The following is a 16,859-nucleotide window of genomic DNA, read 5'->3' as shown; positions in this document are numbered from 1 at the left end:
GCGTCGGGTTCATACCGCTCTCGGCGTTCTCTCCGGTATGAACGAGACGCGGCGCGCGCTCCTCGACGAACTCGCAGCCGGTCCCGTGTCGGGACCCGCGCTGGCGGACCGTCTCGGCGTCTCCCGGGCGGCCGTCTGGAAACAGGTCGAGACGCTCCGCGAGGCGGGGTTCGAGATCGAGTCGACCGACGCCGGCTACGTCGTGCAGCGCGTGCCCGAATTCGGCGCGGCCGCCGTCGAGTACGGGCTCGACGTCCCCTACTCGATCGAGTACCACGAGACGATCGGGAGCACGAACGACCGTGGGCGTGAACTGGCCACACAGGGCGCACGTGACGTCGTCGTGCTCGCGGACGAGCAGACCGGGAGCCGCGGGCGACTCCGGCGCGCGTGGACCGCCCCCTCGGGTGGGGTGTGGCTGAGCATCGTCTTTCGACCCGAGTGTCCGCCCGCACACGCGCCGATCTACACGCTCGCGGCCGCCGTGGCGACGACGCGCGCCGCGCGGGAGGCGGGCGTCGACGCGTCGATCAAGTGGCCGAACGACGTCCTCGTGAGCAGCGCGAACGAGGACCCGTCGGACGGGTCCGACGACGTCCTCGTGAGAGACGACGCGACCGAGCGCGGCGGCCGGAAGCTCGCGGGCATCCTCACAGAGATGGAGGGCGAGGCCGACCGCGTCTCGTGGATACTCGTCGGCATCGGTGTCAACGCCAACGTCGATGTCGACGCCCTCCCGGAGGGTGCGACGAGTCTCCGTGCGGAGGCCGGCGACGTCGAGCGACGGCTGTTCGTCCAGCGGCTCCTCGAGGTGTTCGACGCCCTCCGCGGCGACCCCGAGACGATCCTCGACGCGTGGCGCGATTACGCCGACACGCTCGGACGGCGGGTGCGCGTCGAGACGGCGACCGAGACGATCGAGGGCGAGGCGGTCGACGTGGCGTTCCCCGGGGCGCTCGTCGTCCGCACCGAATCGGGGGACCGGACGGTCCACACGGGTGACTGCGATCACTTGCGCCCGGTCTGAGCGCGTGGCGACCGACGGCAGACGCCACGGTAGTGGTCTCGCGGCTCCGCACTCCGACAGACGTTCCGCGCAGGAGGGACGGTGTCGCGTCGCGGACCCCGCTCTCGAGGTGCGCTCCGTCCGCCAGCGAACCCGCGTCTCCGAGGTCGTTCGCGGGAGCGGCTCCGGCGTCGCGACGGCGTCGCCGGCGATCGCGACGAGGCACCGTAGCAGGAACGGACCAGACGCCAGAGGGAGATCCGTTTCCCGGTTCGTGCGTCGGCGTCTACTCGGGCGAGGCCTGGCCCCGGCCGGTTCGTCCGGGGTCGGACTGCCTGTCGAGTGGATCCTCCAGCTCGCCCATCACCGCCTCGAATGCGTCGGTCGCCGTGAGGAGACCGACGACCGCCCCGTCGGAGAGAACCATCGCCAGCTCCTGGCCTTCGGCCTGGAACCGATCGATCGCGTCGCTGACGCTCGTGTCGGCCGAGATCGTCATCGGCGGTGCCGCGAGTTCCTCGAACGCCACGGTGCCGGATTTCAGCTCTTCGGTCCGATCGACGACACTCGGGATGTAGACGACCCCTTCGACGTCCTCGGGATCCGACCCGACGAGCGGGTAGCGGGTGTGCGGCGTCTGTGAGATCCGCTGGAGGTTCTCTTCGACCGACGCCTCGGTCGAGAGGAACACGACCTCGGACGCGTCTACCATCACCTCCCGGACCTCGGTCGTTCCGGCTTCGAGCGCGCTCACCACCTCATCGTGTCTTTCATCTGATATATCTCCGCGCTCCAGCAGCGAGCTCAACCGGTTGTGGAGCTGCGCACGGGACTCGATGGCGTCCTCCTCGGCTTCGAGCCACGCACCCGTCATCTCGATGCCGAACAGCCGGAGCGTCCACTTCGCGACCCAGTCACCGAGCGTGATCAACGGCGAGATGACGACGTAGAACCAGTGAAGCGGTGCGGCTCCGTACCGACAGACCATCCGCGAACGCTCGACCCCCAGATAGGTCGGCGTCTGCTCGCCGTGCGTGAGGTGGACGAGATTGATGATCAGGTAGGCGATGAGGGCGCCGGCCCCAACCGTCGCGAGCGTCGTACCGGAAAAGAGCGGCTCGAAGAGTGCTGCCAGCGCCGGTTCCGCGACGATACCCACCGCGATACTCGACGCCGTGATCCCGACCTGGCAGGTCGTGAGGTAGATCTCGAGCTCCTGCGTCATCTCCCAGGCGCGATCGAGCTTCGAGTCGCCGTTCACGAACTCGTCTTCGGTGAACTGTCTGGCGCGCGTCAACGCGAACTCGATCGCGACGAAGAAGCCGTTCGTCAGAATGAGGCCGATCCCGGCCACGAGGCGGAGACTGATCTCTAACGGGCTCATCAATTGTCAGTGTCCACGGTTCTCTGCCGACGCGTTTGAATGCTATGATCGTCTGACTGGTCATACACTCCGTTGCCGATCTACTCGTCGGACCGGAGAAAACTGAGGAACCGACGTCGATCGAGTTCAACGCCGACACACGGGACTCGCTCGTCACCACACACGACGATCCGAACTCTGGACGATCTCGACGAGTAGATACTGGACAGATTACAGCAGGACGCGCGACACACGTCGTCGAACGACATCTCCGAGCCGCTCGCCGCGTCGAAGACCACGACGGGGGCGGCGATCGAGTCGAGGCACTCCGACGAACGCGCCATCACTGGCGATGCGTCTCTGGGCAGTGCTCATCTTTCCCTCGCGCGGTGTATACATCTGCAGCCGGCTCTCTCATCGACGAGCGACGGCGTGCGTCACTGGAACTCGTCGAGCGTCGCGTTCAGACCCGCCCGGACGTCGCTGACGAGCGCGCCGTCGACGTCCAGTCCGAGCACGTCGACCGCGGCACGGCCCACCCGTTCGGTCTCCGCTCGCGGACAGTAGACGCCGAGCCGCCACTGCTGTCGCTGGGCGGTTCGAAGCGCCGACACCAAAGGCGAGGCCTTGCCGAGCTCTCGGATGTCGCCGTTGACGACGACCCGCGACGTCGACTCGGTCATCGACGGTCGCGAGGGGACGTCCACGACGACGTGTGCGTCGTCGACGTCGGCGTGCTCGGCGACCTCGCGCTCGAACGTCCGCAGCGTCTCGTGTGAGGCGTCCAGCAGGGATGGAGGCACGTCGCCGTACTCGGCCCACACCGCCCGTTTGAACAGCCGACGGGTGTCGAGCCGTTCGGCGTACTCCTCGGTCGACGGCGTCATCCGGAGCGACGAGACGAAGTCGTGGTCGTCCATCCGCCGGAGGTCGGCCGCGGCGACGTCGGGGGCGTCGAGCAGTCGCTCCGCCGCGCGGCGGAGCATCGCCTTCGAGATGCGGGCGACGGGGTGGGAGTAGACGGTCGGGTTCATCAGCGCCCGCGCCAGCAACAGCGACTCGGCGGTCTGGACGTTCCCCTCCCGGAGGACGAGTTCGCCGTCGACGAACGCGAGCTCCCGGATCAGGCGCTCGTGATCGATGGTTCCGTACGGGACGCCCGTGTGGTGGGCGTCGCGGACGAGGTAGTCCATGCGGTCGACGTCGAGTTCGCCGGAGACGAGCTGGCCGTACCGCCCGTCGCCGCGGATCAGGGCCGCGACGGCGTCGGGGTCGACGTCGTGTTCGTCGAGGACGCGGCCGACCGCGCCCGCGGTGACGAGGTCCTCGACGTCGTCGTGGTACTTCCCCGTGTGTCGGTGGACGACGTCCTCGACGTTGTGGCTGAACGGGCCGTGGCCGACGTCGTGCAGCAGGGCCGCCGCGCTGACCCGTTCGGCCGTGGTGCCCTCGACGCCGAGCTGGGCCAGCGCGCGGGTCGCGAGGTGGTAGACGCCTAGCGAGTGCTCGAACCGCGTGTGGTTCGCCGAGGGGTAGACGAACTTCACGGTCCCCAGCTGCGTCACGTTGCGGAGCCGCTGGACGGCCGGCGTGTCGATGAGTGCCTCGGCAACGCCCTCGACCTCGATGTGGTCGTGGACGCTGTCCTTGATCGCCAGCATGCGTGGGTATGTGCCGGCATCGGACAAAAACCGTCGGGTGGCTCGGGAACGCCGGCCCGTCCCGCCGCGCCGTTGCCGACGGTCCGTCTCCCCTTCGAGAGACCGTCGTCCGTCGTCGGAGGCCGCTCAGTCGCCGTCGTCGGGGACAGCTCAGTCGTCCGTGCTGGTCGCGTCGGCGAGCTCCGGGTCGTCGTCGCCGTCGAACTCGTCGCCGACGGCCACCTGCTCGTCGGTCAGATCTGCGTCCCGCCACGTCCCGCGCTTGTACCACGCGAGCGCGAGCGCGGCCCCGAAGACGTTCGAGACGACGAATCCGTACCAGATGCCGACGGGACCGAACGACTGTGCGCCGAACCACGCGACCGGGAGCCGAACGACCCACAGTGTGGCGATGGCGAGCGCCGCGGAGGTCATCGTCTTGCCAGCCCCTCTGAAGCTCCCGCCGTAGGCGCGCATGATGCCGAGCATCCCGAACGTCGGCGCGACCGTCCGGAGGAACGTGACGCCTTCGTCGACGACGGCCTGGTCGGTCGTGAAGACGGCGACGATGGGTTCGGTGAAGACGAAGACGAGGACGCCCATCGCTGAGAGGATGACGAACATCCCCTTCGCGGCGAAGTCCGCGGTCGCCTCGGCGCGGTCGGGCTTGCCCGCGCCGATGTTCTGGCCCGACATCGTCTCGACGCCCTGTGCGACCGCGATCGCGGGCAGGAAGACCACGGAGAACACCCGGGTCCCGATCCCGAACGCCGCGACGACCGGCGTGGCGAACAGGCCGACGACGACGAGCAGGAAGTTCACGGAGAGCGCCCGACTGGTGACCTCGAACGACGCGGGGCCGCCGAGGGAGGCGATGCGTCGGAAGTAGTCGAGGTCGGGGCGCATCTGGTCGAGGTGGATCTGCACGCCACGGTTCCCGCGGAACATGATGACCAGCCCCACGAACAGCGCCAGCGAGCGCGAGAACACGGTCGCGTAGGCGGCCCCTGCGACGCCGAGTTCGGGGAAGATCCACCAGCCGAAGATGAGGAACGGGTCGAGAGCGACGTTGATCGCCACCGAACCGAACATCACCAGCATGGGCGTGATCGTGTCGCCGTAGCCGCGCATGAGCGAGATGAACACCAGGAAGCCGAACAGGAAGACGATACCGAGCGAGATGACCTCCATGTACGCGGTCGCCCCGGGGAGGACGTCCGGCGAGGCGCCCAGCAGTCGGAGGACGTCCTCGACGAAGAAGTAGCCGCCCGCACCCAGGACGACCGACGCGAGCACCGCGAACGTCACCGTCTGGGAGGCGGCGTACTCGGCTTCGGCCTCCTCGCCCGCGCCGACGTACTGCGCGACGAGGACGCTCCCCGCGATGGAGATACCGAAGCCGAGGGAGATCAGCAGGAACACCAGCGGGAAGCCAAAGGAGATGGCGGCCAGCGCCTCGGTGGAGTACTGACCCAGCCAGAAAGTGTCGGCGAGGTTGTACGCGGTCTGGAGCAGGTTCGTGATGACGATGGGGAGTGCGAGGTAGAACAGCGGTTTGCCGATCCCGCCGCTGGTGAGGTCGAACTCCTCCTTGCTCTTGAACAGCCCCGACAGGGAGTCGCGGAGGCTCATCGGGACGCCTCCGCCGACGGCGGCGACGACCCGTCCGCGGTCGGTCCCGCGTCGTCGTCCGGGCTGTCGTCTGCGGCACCGTCGGCCAACAACTGCGCGTCGACGTAGCCGTCGAGCAGGACGCGCGTCTCGTCGAGCGAGCGGCCGATGGCGACGTTCCGGGTGTGCGCACCCGCGAGCACGTCGACCACGAGTTCGGCGGTCGCGTCGGGGTCGACGTCGCGGAAGCTCCCGTCGGCGACGCCGTCGGCGACGATCTCCCGGACGCGCGCGACGAGCACGTCGTCGACCGCCGCGAGTCGCTCGCGGTAGGCGTCCTCGTACGGTGCCTGCGCCTTCACCTCCAGCATCGCCGTGTGGAAGGCGGGGTAGTCGGTGTCGTCGCACGAGAGACATTCGTCGAACAGCGACGCCAGTCGTTCGGGCGGGGTGGTCCCGTCCAGGTCGTCCAGTCGCCCCTCGTACCACGACGCCAGCGCGTCGAGGAAGGCGGTCAGGAGGTCGCGCTTGGTGTCGTAGTGGTAGTGGAGGGCTGCCTTGCTCAGGTCCGCTTCGTCGGCGATGTCCTGCATCGTCAGGTTCGCGTAACCGTGCGCACAGAGCGCGCGGTACGTCGCACGGACCACCGTCTCGCGGGGTTCGTCTGACATTCGGTGTTCGAACTGACTAACCGGTCAGTCAAGTATCCACGGATTCGCTCGCGGCCGTGCGGTACGCTGTCGTCCGTCGTATGTGCCGACCGCTGTCGTGGATTCGCCGAGTACGTTCTGCCACTCGCCGAGCACGTTCTGCCTCGGCGGTCTGTCTCCGGATCGAAACGGTACGTACGACGATGCAGGAAGGTTGAAACCACCGGTCCACATAGGACGGTGCCATGGTGACGTTCCTCGCCGGTGGCACGGGGACACCCAAGCTCCTCGACGGGCTCGACGGTCCCGAGTCGCCGTTCTCGCCCGACGCCGTGACGGTCGTGGGCAACACGGGCGACGACGTCGAACTCGCCGGCCACCTCGTCTGCCCCGACCTCGACACCGTGTTGTTCCACGGGGGAGACGTCCTCGACCGCGAGCGGTGGTGGGGGATCGACGGGGACACGACCGCGACCCACGACGAGCTCCACCGGCTCGCGGCGGCGGCGGGGATCCGGGCTGGCCCGCGCTACCTCCCCGACGACGCACAGGTCGACGGGAGGGAGATCGCGCGATGGCGACGGTTTTCGGGCGTGGCGGAGTTCATGGAGATCGGTGACCGCGACCGCGCAGTCCACCTCACGCGGACGGGGCTCCTCGACGAGGGACGGACCCTGACCGAGGTGACCCGTCTCCTGGCCGAGGCGTTCGGGCTCGCCGTCGACCTCCTCCCGGTGACCGACGACCCCGTCGCCACCATCGTCCACACCGACGAGGGGGCGCTCCACTTCCAGGAGTACTGGGTCCACCGGCGCGCGGAGCCGCCCGTCGCGGACGTCGAGTTCCGCGGGGCCGACGACGCCACCCCCACGCTAGCCGTGACCGACGCGCTGACCGACCCCGTGGTCGTCGGGCCCTCGAACCCCGTGACGAGCATCGGGCCGATGCTCGCCGTCCCCGGGATCGAGGCCGCCCTCGCCGAGACGACCGTCGTCGCGGTGTCGCCGTTCGTCGAGAGCGAGGTGTTCTCGGGACCGGCGGCGAAGCTGATGCGTGGTGTCGGCCTCGATCCGTCGACGGCGGGCGTCGCCGAGGCGTACCCCTTCGCCGACGTGTTCGTCCTCGACGACGCGGACGGGACCGACCTCGAGCGCCCGGTCGTCCGGACCGACACGCGGCTCGACGACCCGGCCGACGCTCGGCGCGTCCTCCGTGCGGTCGACGAGGCGCTGGACGCGGCCGCGGCTCGTCGCGAGGGTCGCGGAGGGGGTGCAGCGTGACGAACCGACTCGACGGCGTCCCCGACTCCCGCACCGTCGGTCCCGTGGACGAGCGGGGCGAGCGGGGCGAGCGGGGCGAGTGGGGCGAGCGGGGAGATGCGCCCCGACTGCTGCTCGCGAGCCTCTCGGGGGAGGCCGACGCGCGCTGGGCACACGCCGGAAGCCCGTACGCCGACCTCGCCATGCTCGGAGGCGTCACGGTCGACGCGCGGTCGCGGGAGGCGGCTCGACGGCTCGTCCGCCGCGACCGATCGGAGTTCCTCCCCCCTGATCCGCTGGTGTTCATCGACTTTCAGCTCGCCGCGCTCGCCGACTCGCCGATCCGCGCGGGCGTCAACGTCCGGAGCGCGACCGTCGGACCGGTCGCGGCAGCCGCGCGGCTGTGTGCGGCGCACGACGCCGTGTTCGAGGTGAACGCCCACTGTCGCCAGGACGAACTCTGTCGCGTCGGCTGTGGTGAGACGCTCCTGCGGGACACGGCGCGGCTCTGCGAGTTCGTCTCGGCCGCGGCCGACGCGGGGGCACCCGTGAGCGTGAAGGTACGCGCGGAGGTGCCGGGCGTCGACCTCGCGGAGACGGCCCGGCGGGTGCAGGAGGCGGGCGCGACCGTCTTCCACGTCGACGCGATGGACTCCGAATCGGTGATCGCCGACGTCGACCGGGCGGCCCCGGAGCTGTTTCTGGTCGCCAACAACGGTGTCCGCGACGGCGCGACGGTCGCGGAGTATCTCGACTACGGCGCCGACGCCGTGAGCGTCGGCCGCCCGAGCACGGACCCACGGGTGCTCCAGCGGGTCCGCCGGGCGGTCGACGACTGGTTCGCGGCGCGATCGGCCGACACCGGGCGTGGACGCCCCCACCAGCCCCCCGATACACTCGCGACGTCCGACGACGACCGCGTCGACCGCTCGTAGCCGGAACCATCGGAGCCACCGCTCCGCGTCTCGGAATCGTTTAAATACGTCGTCCTATGAGGAAACTTTGAAGTCACCTGACCACTCACCTCAGCCTGGAGGCGTCATCCGACACATCCCCCACCCCCCCCTCTCGGATGGCTCTCCCCTTTTGTCACGCTGTGTACACACCGATCCTCCCAGTGCGATCTGGCGGGTGTCGCGAGAACGGTCGAGCCGCCAGTCACGGTTCCGTTATTCCCGGGTTCCGTCGTCCGATGGGTTCGGATCTCTCGGCGTCGTCGGCTACACGGGTCACCGTGAGGCCGGTCCCCGACGGTCTGCGTATCCCGGAGAGATCTCGAACCAGCCGGTCGAACCGCTCCGGTCCGATCCCATGCATTTCGATCAGCCTTCCGATGGCGGCGAGCCGCCCGCCGCGCTCCTCGCGCGCGGTGAGCCCCCTCTCGCGGCCTCGACGTCCCGTTCGTTCGGGAGGTCGACGGCGAGGACGTCCGGATCGGTGCCCACGCCGGGGGTAGACCCGCAGATCGGCTCTCAGACCGAGACGGTCTCGCGGATCCCGTCCATGATCCGGACCGCGGCAGGCAGGTAGAACGGCTCGTTCCGGTGGAGTGGCACCGGGACGTCGTAGCCGGTGATCCGCTCGACGGGTGCCTCCTGTGAGAACAGCGCCTCCTCCTGGACGGTCGCGACGACCTCGGCACCGATGCCCCCCGACCGCGGCCCCTCGTGGACCACGACCGCCCGTCCAGTCTTCGAGACGGAGTCCGCGATCGTCTCGCGATCGAGCGGCGACACGGTCCGGAGGTCGACCACTTCGCAGTCGATTCCCGCCGCGGAGAGTTCTTCGGCGGCGACCAGCGCCGGACGGGTCATCGCGCCGTAGGTGAACACGGAGACGTCCTCACCCTCCCGGCGAACGCTGGCCTCGCCGATCGGGACGGTGTGTTCGTCGGTGGGGACGCTCGCTCGGCCGCTGCGGTACAGCCGCTTCGGTTCGAGCACGACCACCGGATCCGGGTCGCGGATCGCGCTGGCGAGCAGTCCCTTCGCGTCCGCGGGCGTCGACGGGACCACCACCTTCAGCCCGGGCTGGTGGGCGAACAGCGCCTCCGACGACTCGGAGTGGTGCTCGGGGGCGGCGATCCCCGCGCCGTACGGCATCCGAACCACGAGCGGACACGTGAAGCGTCCGCGAGAGCGCGAGCGAATCCGGGCGGCGTGGGAGACGAGCTGGTCGAACGCGGGGTAGACGAACCCCATGAACTGGATCTCGGCGACGGGCCGGAGCCCGTGCGTCGCGAGGCCGACGGCGGTGCCGACGATACCCGACTCCGCGAGCGGCGTGTCGACGACGCGCTCGCGGCCGAACTCCTCCTGGAGACCCTGGGTGGCCCGGAACACGCCACCGGACCGCCCGACGTCCTCGCCGAGGACGAGCACGCGATCGTCGCGAGCCATCTCTGTCCGCAGACCGTCGCGGACGGCCTCGACGAGCGTCAGGTCGTCCGTCGCGTTCTGACTCGCGGACGGGAACTCGAGCGCGCTCATCGCGGCCCCTCCGTGAACGCCTCGTCCCCGTACCGCTCGCGCAACCGGTCGAGTTCGGCCCGCTGCCGTTCGAGATCGGGCGTCGGCTCGGCGTAGACGTGCTCGAACATCGCGCCGGGGTCGTCTTCGGCGGCCTCGGCGCGTTCGACCGCATCGGCGACCGTCTCGCCGGCGCGCGCCTCGATCGCCTCAACGCGGTCGTCGTCCAGCAACCCCTCCTCGCGGAGGTACGTCTCGTACCGGTCGAGCGGGTCGCGGTCGCGCCACTCCTCGGGGACCCCGTCGCGGTACACCGACGGGTCGTCCGCGGTCGAGTGCGCCCCCTGTCGGTAGGTGACCGCCTCGACGAGCGTCGGCCGTCGCTCCTCTCCCGTGGGCTCGCGGGCCTTCTCGACCGCCATCCGGGTCACTTCGTAGACGGCGAGCGGGTCCGTGCCGTCGACCTGCACGCCCTCGAACCCGTATGCGTGGGCCTTCTGCGCGAGCGTCTCGCTCGCGGTCTGTCGCTCTCTGGGGACGGAGATCGCCCACTGGTTGTTGGTGCACAAAAAGACCGTGGGGGTGTCGAAGACGCCGGCGAAGTTCAGCCCCTCGTGGAAGTCACCCTCGCTCGTCGCGCCGTCGCCGAGGTAACAGAGGACGACGTCGTCGCGGCCTTCGAGGCGAGCGGCCCACGCCGCCCCAACGGCCTGCGGGATCTGCGTGGCGATGGGGATGTACTCGGGCATCACGTTGACGCCCTCGGCGACGCGGTAGCCGTCGCCGTGGCCGCGGAGCGCCTTCAACAGGGTCGCGAGGTCCATCCCGCGGACGTACTTCGCGGCGTGGTCGCGGTAGGTCGGGTAACACCAGTCGTCGTCGCCCAGTGCGTGTGCGCTGGCGACCTGTGCGGCCTCGTGGCCGCGAAGCGGGGCGTACGTGGAGATCCGCCCCTGGCGCTGGAGGCTGACCGCACGCTCGTCGAACCGCCGGGCGAGGCGCATGTCCTCGTAGATGGCGAGCAGTTCGTCGTCGGAAATCGTGAAATCGACGTCGGGACGGAGGCTCCCGTCGTCGTCGAGCAGACGGACGCGGGTCGGTTCCGGTCGTCGGTGCTCGGCGTACTCTCGGGTGATGCTCATAGTGGTGACTGCGGGGGTGGGTGTGGTCGGTCGTCGGTGCGGGCGGTGCGGACGGTGCGGGCGGCGACGTCACGGATGCCAGCGGTCGCGACCGCCGGGCGCGTCGGCCGTGGTGACGACACGAGCGTCACCTCACCGTTGAGATCACGGGGGACCACCGGCGCCCCGACGGTCGTCGCTCGTGGCCGGACGCGAGACGTAACGCGGTCGGACCGGGTGCGGGGTCGCCGGTTTCGCCGCCAGTGTCCCGCCTGTGATCGCCCCTGTAAACGGCGCTCCGAACCCGTTCCCGTCGACGACGGGCGCGGTCGCGGTGCCGATACCGGGGTGGCGCGGACTGGCGACGTCCATGTCTAACGATGATTAGGGATTCGTACTTAACGATTTTGTGAGAAGCGCTAGCACTCCTGGCCGAAACGTGGACGTTTGCCCACCAGATGACCACACCGTCCGGTGATCGGCATCCCTGCCCAGACGCGTGCACCGATCGACAGTATCGAACACGGAGCCGCGGTCAGACGCCGAGATACGACTGGCGGAGTTCGGCGTCCTCGCGCAACTGCTGGGTGGTGACCTGCGCGACGATCCGGCCCTCGTCGAGGACGTAGTGACGGTCGGCGACGGCCATCGCGGCCGCGACGTTCTGTTCGACCATCAGCACGGTGATCCCCTGCTCGGCGTTGATCTCGGCGATGAGGTCCTCGATCCGGCGGACGATGTAGGGGGCGAGCCCCTCGAACGGCTCGTCGAGGAGCATCACCCGGGGGTTGGCGGCGAGCGCGCGGGCGATGGCGATCATCTGCTGTTCGCCCCCGCTGGTGTTGCGGGCGTCTTTCGTCCGCATCTTCGCCAGCTCCGGGAAGAAGTCGAACACCGCCTCGGCGGACATCGGGTCGCGGGCGTGGTTGATCGCCACGCGAACGTTCTCTTCGATGCTCAGCCGCGGGAAGCACCGGCGATCTTCGGGGACGAACGCCACGCCCTGTGCCGCGATCTCGTAGGCGGGCAGACCGACGAGCGACGACCCCGCGAGGCGCACGTCGCCGCCGAGCACGCGCGGGACGTCCGCCCCCGCGACGGCCCGCAGGGTCGTGGTCTTGCCCGCGCCGTTGCGACCCAGGAGGGAGACGAGTTCGCCGTCGCCGACCGCGAGGTCGACGCCGAACAGCACCTGTCCCGTCTCGTACCCCGCCTCCAGCCCCTCGATCGAGAGCAGCGGGTCGGCGGGTTCGGCGGGGGACGCTCCCGACCCGGCGTCGTCGGCATCGGCGTCGTCGACGCCGTCGGCGGTGTCTGTGGTGTCGCTCATCTCAGAGCTCCTCCCGCATCCCGCCGAGGTACGCGTCCTGGACGTCGGGGTTCTCCCGCACCAGTTCGGGCGGGCCAGTGGTGATGACGCTCCCACGGTCGAGCACGCTGATGCGATCGCTGATCGAGAGGACGACGTCCATGTCGTGTTCGATGAGCAGCACCGTCAGCCCCATCGACTGCTGGATCTCCTGGACGAGCGTGGCGGTCTCCTGCGTCGCGCCGGGGCTCATCCCCGAGGTCGGTTCGTCGAGCAACAGGACGTCGGGATCGGTCGCGAGCGCCATCGCGATGCCGAGGCGTCGCTGGTCGCCGTGCGAGAGGTTCCGTGCGAGCGTGTCGACGTCGGCGTCGACGCCGACGCGCCGCGTGAGTTCGAGCGCCCGGTCGCGGGCCACGTCGCGGGCGTCGCGGAAGAGGTCGAAGCTGAACGAGCCGCGGTCGGCGATCTGGGCGATCACGCGGACGTTCTCCAGCACGGTCCGATCGGTGAACAGTTCGTTCCCCTGGAACGACCGGGCCAGACCGCGGTGGGGCCGTTCGTGCTGGGGAATGTCGGTCACGTCGTCGCCGGCGAGCCACACGCGCCCACCGGAGGGGCCGAGCGCGCCGGTCACGACGTCGAACAGCGTCGTCTTGCCCGCACCGTTCGGGCCGATGATCGCCCGGAGCTCTCCCCGGGGCACGCGCAGCGAGACGTCGTCGACGGCGGTCACCTCACCGAACGACTTGGCAAGGCCGTCGGTGGCCAGCGCGGCCTCGCGGGCGTCGATGGTCGGTTCGCCTTCGGTCTCCCGGTGTGTCTCGGTCTCGTCTCCCGCGTCCGTCCCGTCGACCGTGCTCATTCACCGGCCCCCCGCAGTCGTCGGTACGCTCGTACGAGCCGTCCCCGGAGGAAGCCGTAGACGCCGTCCTTCGGCGAGAGGAGCACGACGAGGACGAAGATGGCACCCAGTCCGAACCGCCAGAACTGCAGGATCCCGGAGACGTCCACGGTGAGGAGCGGATACTCCGCCAGCGGCAACTGGAGGAGCGTGAAGTCGGTGAGGTAGTCCTCGGCGGCGAACCAGACGAAGACGCCCGTGATGGGGCCGAAGTAGTAGTTGACGCCGCCGAGGATCGCCATCAGCACCGCGTCCCCGCTCGTGAGCACGCCGAACGTGGCGAGCGAGGCGGAGCCGTCGTTCAACTCGAGGAGGACGCCCGCGACGGCGGCGAGTCCCGCACTCACGGTGAACGACGCGATCTTGTAGCGGCTGGTGTCGACGCCCATCGCCCGCGCCAGCGGCTCGTTCTCGCGGATCGCGATCAGCGTCCGTCCGAACGGCGATCGCAGGAGTTGCCACAGCCCGAGCATACAGACGAGGAAGACGGCCGCGACGAGGAGGTAGAAGTCGTTGGCGAACTCGGGGAGCGGGACGAGCGACTTCTCTCCGCGAAAGGTCTCGATCCACGGCGGCAACGTCCCGTCCGTGATCCCGTTCGAGCCCCCCGTCAGACCGTAGGGGTCGCGGTTGACGACGAAGAAGACGGCCTGTCCGACCGCGAGGGTGAGCATGGCGAAGTAGATCTCGCCCTTCTCGACGATGAGTCGCCCGAGCAAGTTGCCGACGACCGCCGCCAGGAGCACGCCCGTGACGGCGCCAACGAGAAAGGGAAGCTCCAGCCGTGCCATGACGATCGCGACGCCGTACATTCCGAAGCCGAAGAACATCGCGTGGCCGAACGAGAGCAGCCCCGTGAAGCCGAACAGCAGGTTCCACGCGGCGACGAACAGCATCCAGACGAGCATCGTGGTGGCGATCTGTTCGAAGCCGAGGAACCACGGGTGGGAGACCACGGGTCTGAGGAAGACGACGAGCGCGACCAGGCCGACGGGGACGCGGTACGACCACAGGCGGTCGGCCAGCGTCTCGACCGACGTCTCCGAGACGTGTTCCTCGACCGCGCCGCCGTCCGGTCGACCCGATCCACTCATTCGAGGAACCCCTCCTCGCCGAACAGCCCCCGTGGACGCACGAGGAGGACGGCGATCATCACGACGTACGGGACGATGCTCCGGACGCCCGGGACGGCCAGCGCCTCGACGCCGGTCACCATCGCCAGCGAACTCAGCACCGTCGGCGTGAGGAACTGCGCCTCGCCGATGAGCACGCCGGCCACGACGCTCCCGAACAGCGAGCCGACGCCGCCGACGACCACGACGACGAACGCGAGGATGACGAACTGCTGGGCCATGCTGAGGCCCATCCCGAACTCGGCACCGCGCAGGACGCCGCCGAGCCCGGCGATCGCCGCCCCGAGGAAGAACATCGCGGTGAACCGCACCGGGAGGTTCGCGCCGAGGAACTCCGTCATCTCGCCGTCCTGTACTCCGGCCCGGACGGTGAGGCCGAACTCCGAGCGAGTGATGAGCAGATACACCGCGAGCACCGTGAGGACGCTCACCCCGACGGCGAACAGCCGGAACGTTCCCACCTGCGTCACGCCGAGGTCGGTGCTCGTCGCCAGCACCGCGGGGACGTCGAACGAGAGGGGTGCCGCACCCCACACGGAGCGCGTCGCCTCCTCGGCCATCAGCGTCAGGCCGAACGTGGCGAGGAGGCCGATGACGGGCTGTTGGCTGTACAGTGGACGGAGCACCGTCACCTCCATGGCGACGCCGACGACCCCGACCGCGAGTGGGACGACGAAGAGGGCAACCCAGAACGGGAGGCCCCACGCGGCGACGACCTGGTACGAGAAGTACGCCCCGAGCATGAACAGCGCGCCGTGAGCGAAGTTGACGACGCCCATCAGTCCGAGGATGAGCGCCAGCCCGAGCGCGACCATCACGAGCTGCATCCCGTAGACGAGACCGCCGATGGCGTTGTCGACGAACAGCCCGGGCTGGGTGACCGCTGCCGTCCCGAGGAGCACCAGCGCGACGACGCCGGTGGCGATCGAGGCGGGCGAGGCTTCTCGTAGCGTCGCCACCACGCGTGACGTGCCGACGCTCACAGCTGGCAGCCGGTGGCGTCGCACGACCGCACGACGTCGTCGCCGGCGAACTCCTGTTGCACGTCGAACCACTGCTTGTACGGCGAGTCCTGCATCTCCTCGACCGGCCGCGCCGCGACGGTGTAGGCGGGCTGGACGAGCTGGTGGTCACACGCCCGCCAGTACATCTCCCCGCCGCCCTTGATCTCCTTCGCCGGGGAGGTCACCTCGTGGCCCTCGAGCGCGTCGCGCATCGCGTCGGGGTCCGACCCGCCGGCCCGGACGGCCGCGCGCACGAGCTGATCCATCGAGAGGTAGCCCAGGAAGTGTCTCACGTAGGGGTCGGTCTCGTAGTTGTCCGCGACGCGCTGTTTGAACTCATCGCCGCCCGGGGCGGCCGGCCCCCACACCTGCCCTGCGAGGTCGAGCGCACCGGCGGTCTCCTTCGGGAGACCCCAGTAGACGATGTCCTCGTGCTGGTGCATGGCGAGCGTGCGGTCGTCGAGGCCGCGGTCGATGATGGAGTTGAGCGCCTTGCGCATGTCGAGGCCGGCGATGAGCACGCCGATCCCGTCGGCGTCGCTGGCGCGCGCCTCGTTCACGTACGGCGAGTAGTCGTCGTGCGGGAACGGGACCGCGCTCCGGCCGACGACCGTGTTGCCCGCGTCCTCGAGGATGCCCGTGACGGCCTCCTGTGCGGTCTGTCCCCAGGTGTAGTCGGAGTACATCAGGTACCACGAGTCGGCCGCCTCGGTCATCTCCGCGCCGATGGCGTTCGCCAGCATCGAGTTCGAACACGTCGGACGGAACATGTACTCCGCACACTGGCCGCCCGTGATCGCGTCCGAGTGGGCACCCGTCGGCATGTACACCACCCCGTTCTGCGACGCCCACGAGCCGATGCTGAGCGCGACCGCCGACGAGACGCCGCCCATCCCGAAGTCGATGCCGTCCTCGGTGACGAGCCGCTTCATCCGGTCGAGACCCGTGCTCGGGTTGACCTCCGTATCGCCCTGCACGATCTCGATGGAGACGTCGAGTTCGGACTCCAGATCCTCCTTGGCGAGTTCCGCGCCCGCCAGCTCCGCCTGGCCGAACACCGCGAACGGCCCCGAGAGCGACGTTGTCACGCCCACGGTGAACGACATCGTCTCGCTCGACATCGACGTCGCGGTCCCGGTGTCGCCACCACCGTCACCGTCGCCACTGTCGCCGCTTCCGCCGCCGCCGTCGCCGCCGTCGCCGCCCCCTCCCTCGCCGTCGCCACCGCCGTTACCACCGGCACAGCCGGCGAGACCGGCCAGCCCGGCCGCACCGAGCCCTCTGAGAACCGTCCGTCTCGTCGACCGCCTCCGTTCGTGATTGCCCTGCATGCCACTCAGTGACGAGTAGACCCAGTTAAGTGTTGTAGAAGTCCCCGGGCCCGGACGTGG

The 16,859-nt window shown here is 69.4% G+C and carries 14 protein-coding genes; 3 read left to right on the top strand and 11 right to left on the bottom strand.

All coding sequences use genetic code 11. From position 1 onward, the window contains the following. Positions 1 to 37 precede the first annotated feature (37 nt). A complete protein-coding gene (locus FZP69_RS13300) occupies positions 38 to 1,027 on the top strand; it encodes a biotin--[acetyl-CoA-carboxylase] ligase (protein ID WP_152041892.1) in 990 nt (329 codons plus the stop codon). 265 nt (positions 1,028 to 1,292) lie between these two features. Here FZP69_RS13300 and FZP69_RS13295 read toward each other — a convergent pair whose 3' ends face one another. The 4 genes from FZP69_RS13295 to FZP69_RS13280 form a co-directional block, all read right to left on the bottom strand. Continuing rightward, positions 1,293 to 2,390: a CNNM domain-containing protein gene (locus tag FZP69_RS13295; protein WP_152041891.1), complete on the bottom strand. Its 1,098-nt coding sequence runs from the start codon at positions 2,388 to 2,390 to the stop codon at positions 1,293 to 1,295. Positions 2,391 to 2,806: 416 nt separating this feature from the next. After that, positions 2,807 to 4,030: an HD domain-containing protein gene (locus FZP69_RS13290; protein ID WP_152041890.1), complete on the bottom strand. Its 1,224-nt coding sequence runs from the start codon at positions 4,028 to 4,030 to the stop codon at positions 2,807 to 2,809. 150 nt (positions 4,031 to 4,180) lie between these two features. After that, on the bottom strand, positions 4,181 to 5,641 hold the full coding sequence (locus FZP69_RS13285; protein ID WP_152041889.1) for an MATE family efflux transporter: 1,461 nt from the start codon (positions 5,639 to 5,641) through the stop codon (positions 4,181 to 4,183). Next, positions 5,638 to 6,291: a TetR/AcrR family transcriptional regulator gene (locus FZP69_RS13280; protein ID WP_152041888.1), complete on the bottom strand. Its 654-nt coding sequence runs from the start codon at positions 6,289 to 6,291 to the stop codon at positions 5,638 to 5,640. Before FZP69_RS13280 ends, FZP69_RS13285 begins: the two co-directional genes overlap by 4 nt. Positions 6,292 to 6,515: 224 nt before the next feature. Between FZP69_RS13280 and cofD the strand changes: the two genes are divergently transcribed. Both cofD and FZP69_RS13270 read left to right on the top strand, forming a co-directional pair. Further along, entirely contained in the window at positions 6,516 to 7,550 is a 1,035-nt protein-coding gene (cofD, locus tag FZP69_RS13275) for a 2-phospho-L-lactate transferase (protein WP_152041887.1), read from the top strand. Positions 7,551 to 7,594: 44 nt separating this feature from the next. Continuing rightward, entirely contained in the window at positions 7,595 to 8,464 is an 870-nt protein-coding gene (locus FZP69_RS13270; RefSeq protein ID WP_240137751.1) for a tRNA-dihydrouridine synthase, read from the top strand. Positions 8,465 to 9,001: 537 nt separating this feature from the next. Here the strand turns inward: FZP69_RS13270 and FZP69_RS13265 are convergent. From FZP69_RS13265 to FZP69_RS13235, 7 genes are all read right to left on the bottom strand, one after another. Further along, positions 9,002 to 10,018, bottom strand: a complete 1,017-nt coding sequence (locus FZP69_RS13265; protein ID WP_152041886.1) for an alpha-ketoacid dehydrogenase subunit beta — start codon at positions 10,016 to 10,018, stop codon at positions 9,002 to 9,004. Beyond that, on the bottom strand, positions 10,015 to 11,139 hold the full coding sequence (gene pdhA / locus FZP69_RS13260; protein WP_152041885.1) for a pyruvate dehydrogenase (acetyl-transferring) E1 component subunit alpha: 1,125 nt from the start codon (positions 11,137 to 11,139) through the stop codon (positions 10,015 to 10,017). The genes FZP69_RS13265 and pdhA overlap by 4 nt, the downstream gene beginning before the upstream one ends. 514 nt (positions 11,140 to 11,653) lie before the next feature. Continuing rightward, positions 11,654 to 12,448, bottom strand: a complete 795-nt coding sequence (locus FZP69_RS13255) for an ABC transporter ATP-binding protein (RefSeq protein WP_152041884.1) — start codon at positions 12,446 to 12,448, stop codon at positions 11,654 to 11,656. A 1-nt stretch (position 12,449) separates the two neighbouring features. Then, the gene (locus FZP69_RS13250; protein WP_152041883.1) at positions 12,450 to 13,292 is read right to left on the bottom strand and encodes an ABC transporter ATP-binding protein; all 843 of its coding nucleotides are present in this window, start codon (positions 13,290 to 13,292) and stop codon (positions 12,450 to 12,452) included. Then, entirely contained in the window at positions 13,289 to 14,425 is a 1,137-nt protein-coding gene (locus tag FZP69_RS13245; RefSeq protein WP_152041882.1) for a branched-chain amino acid ABC transporter permease, read from the bottom strand. Before FZP69_RS13245 ends, FZP69_RS13250 begins: the two co-directional genes overlap by 4 nt. Then, positions 14,422 to 15,423: a branched-chain amino acid ABC transporter permease gene (locus FZP69_RS13240; protein ID WP_240137627.1), complete on the bottom strand. Its 1,002-nt coding sequence runs from the start codon at positions 15,421 to 15,423 to the stop codon at positions 14,422 to 14,424. The genes FZP69_RS13245 and FZP69_RS13240 overlap by 4 nt, the downstream gene beginning before the upstream one ends. A 20-nt stretch (positions 15,424 to 15,443) precedes the next feature. Continuing rightward, a complete protein-coding gene (locus tag FZP69_RS13235; RefSeq protein WP_152041881.1) occupies positions 15,444 to 16,799 on the bottom strand; it encodes an ABC transporter substrate-binding protein in 1,356 nt (451 codons plus the stop codon). Positions 16,800 to 16,859: the final 60 nt, after the last annotated feature.

It is taken from the genome of Salinigranum salinum (genome assembly GCF_009176545.1).
Classification (GTDB): domain Archaea; phylum Halobacteriota; class Halobacteria; order Halobacteriales; family Haloferacaceae; genus Salinigranum; species Salinigranum salinum.
The sequence above is the reverse complement of the archived record's forward strand: the minus strand, read 5'-3'. Positions and strand labels throughout refer to the sequence as shown.

Excerpts from the sequence above, each read along its gene's own strand:
- FZP69_RS13300 (WP_152041892.1), top strand. The coding sequence starts at position 38 with ATGAACGAGACGCGGCGCGCGCTCCTCGACGAACTCGCAGCCGGTCCC.
- FZP69_RS13295 (WP_152041891.1), bottom strand. The coding sequence starts at position 2,390 with ATGAGCCCGTTAGAGATCAGTCTCCGCCTCGTGGCCGGGATCGGCCTC.
- FZP69_RS13290 (WP_152041890.1), bottom strand. The coding sequence starts at position 4,030 with ATGCTGGCGATCAAGGACAGCGTCCACGACCACATCGAGGTCGAGGGC.
- FZP69_RS13285 (WP_152041889.1), bottom strand. The coding sequence starts at position 5,641 with ATGAGCCTCCGCGACTCCCTGTCGGGGCTGTTCAAGAGCAAGGAGGAG.
- FZP69_RS13280 (WP_152041888.1), bottom strand. The coding sequence starts at position 6,291 with ATGTCAGACGAACCCCGCGAGACGGTGGTCCGTGCGACGTACCGCGCG.
- cofD (WP_152041887.1), top strand. The coding sequence starts at position 6,516 with ATGGTGACGTTCCTCGCCGGTGGCACGGGGACACCCAAGCTCCTCGAC.
- FZP69_RS13265 (WP_152041886.1), bottom strand. The coding sequence starts at position 10,018 with ATGAGCGCGCTCGAGTTCCCGTCCGCGAGTCAGAACGCGACGGACGAC.
- pdhA (WP_152041885.1), bottom strand. The coding sequence starts at position 11,139 with ATGAGCATCACCCGAGAGTACGCCGAGCACCGACGACCGGAACCGACC.
- FZP69_RS13255 (WP_152041884.1), bottom strand. The coding sequence starts at position 12,448 with ATGAGCGACACCACAGACACCGCCGACGGCGTCGACGACGCCGATGCC.
- FZP69_RS13250 (WP_152041883.1), bottom strand. The coding sequence starts at position 13,292 with ATGAGCACGGTCGACGGGACGGACGCGGGAGACGAGACCGAGACACAC.
- FZP69_RS13245 (WP_152041882.1), bottom strand. The coding sequence starts at position 14,425 with ATGAGTGGATCGGGTCGACCGGACGGCGGCGCGGTCGAGGAACACGTC.
- FZP69_RS13235 (WP_152041881.1), bottom strand. The coding sequence starts at position 16,799 with ATGCAGGGCAATCACGAACGGAGGCGGTCGACGAGACGGACGGTTCTC.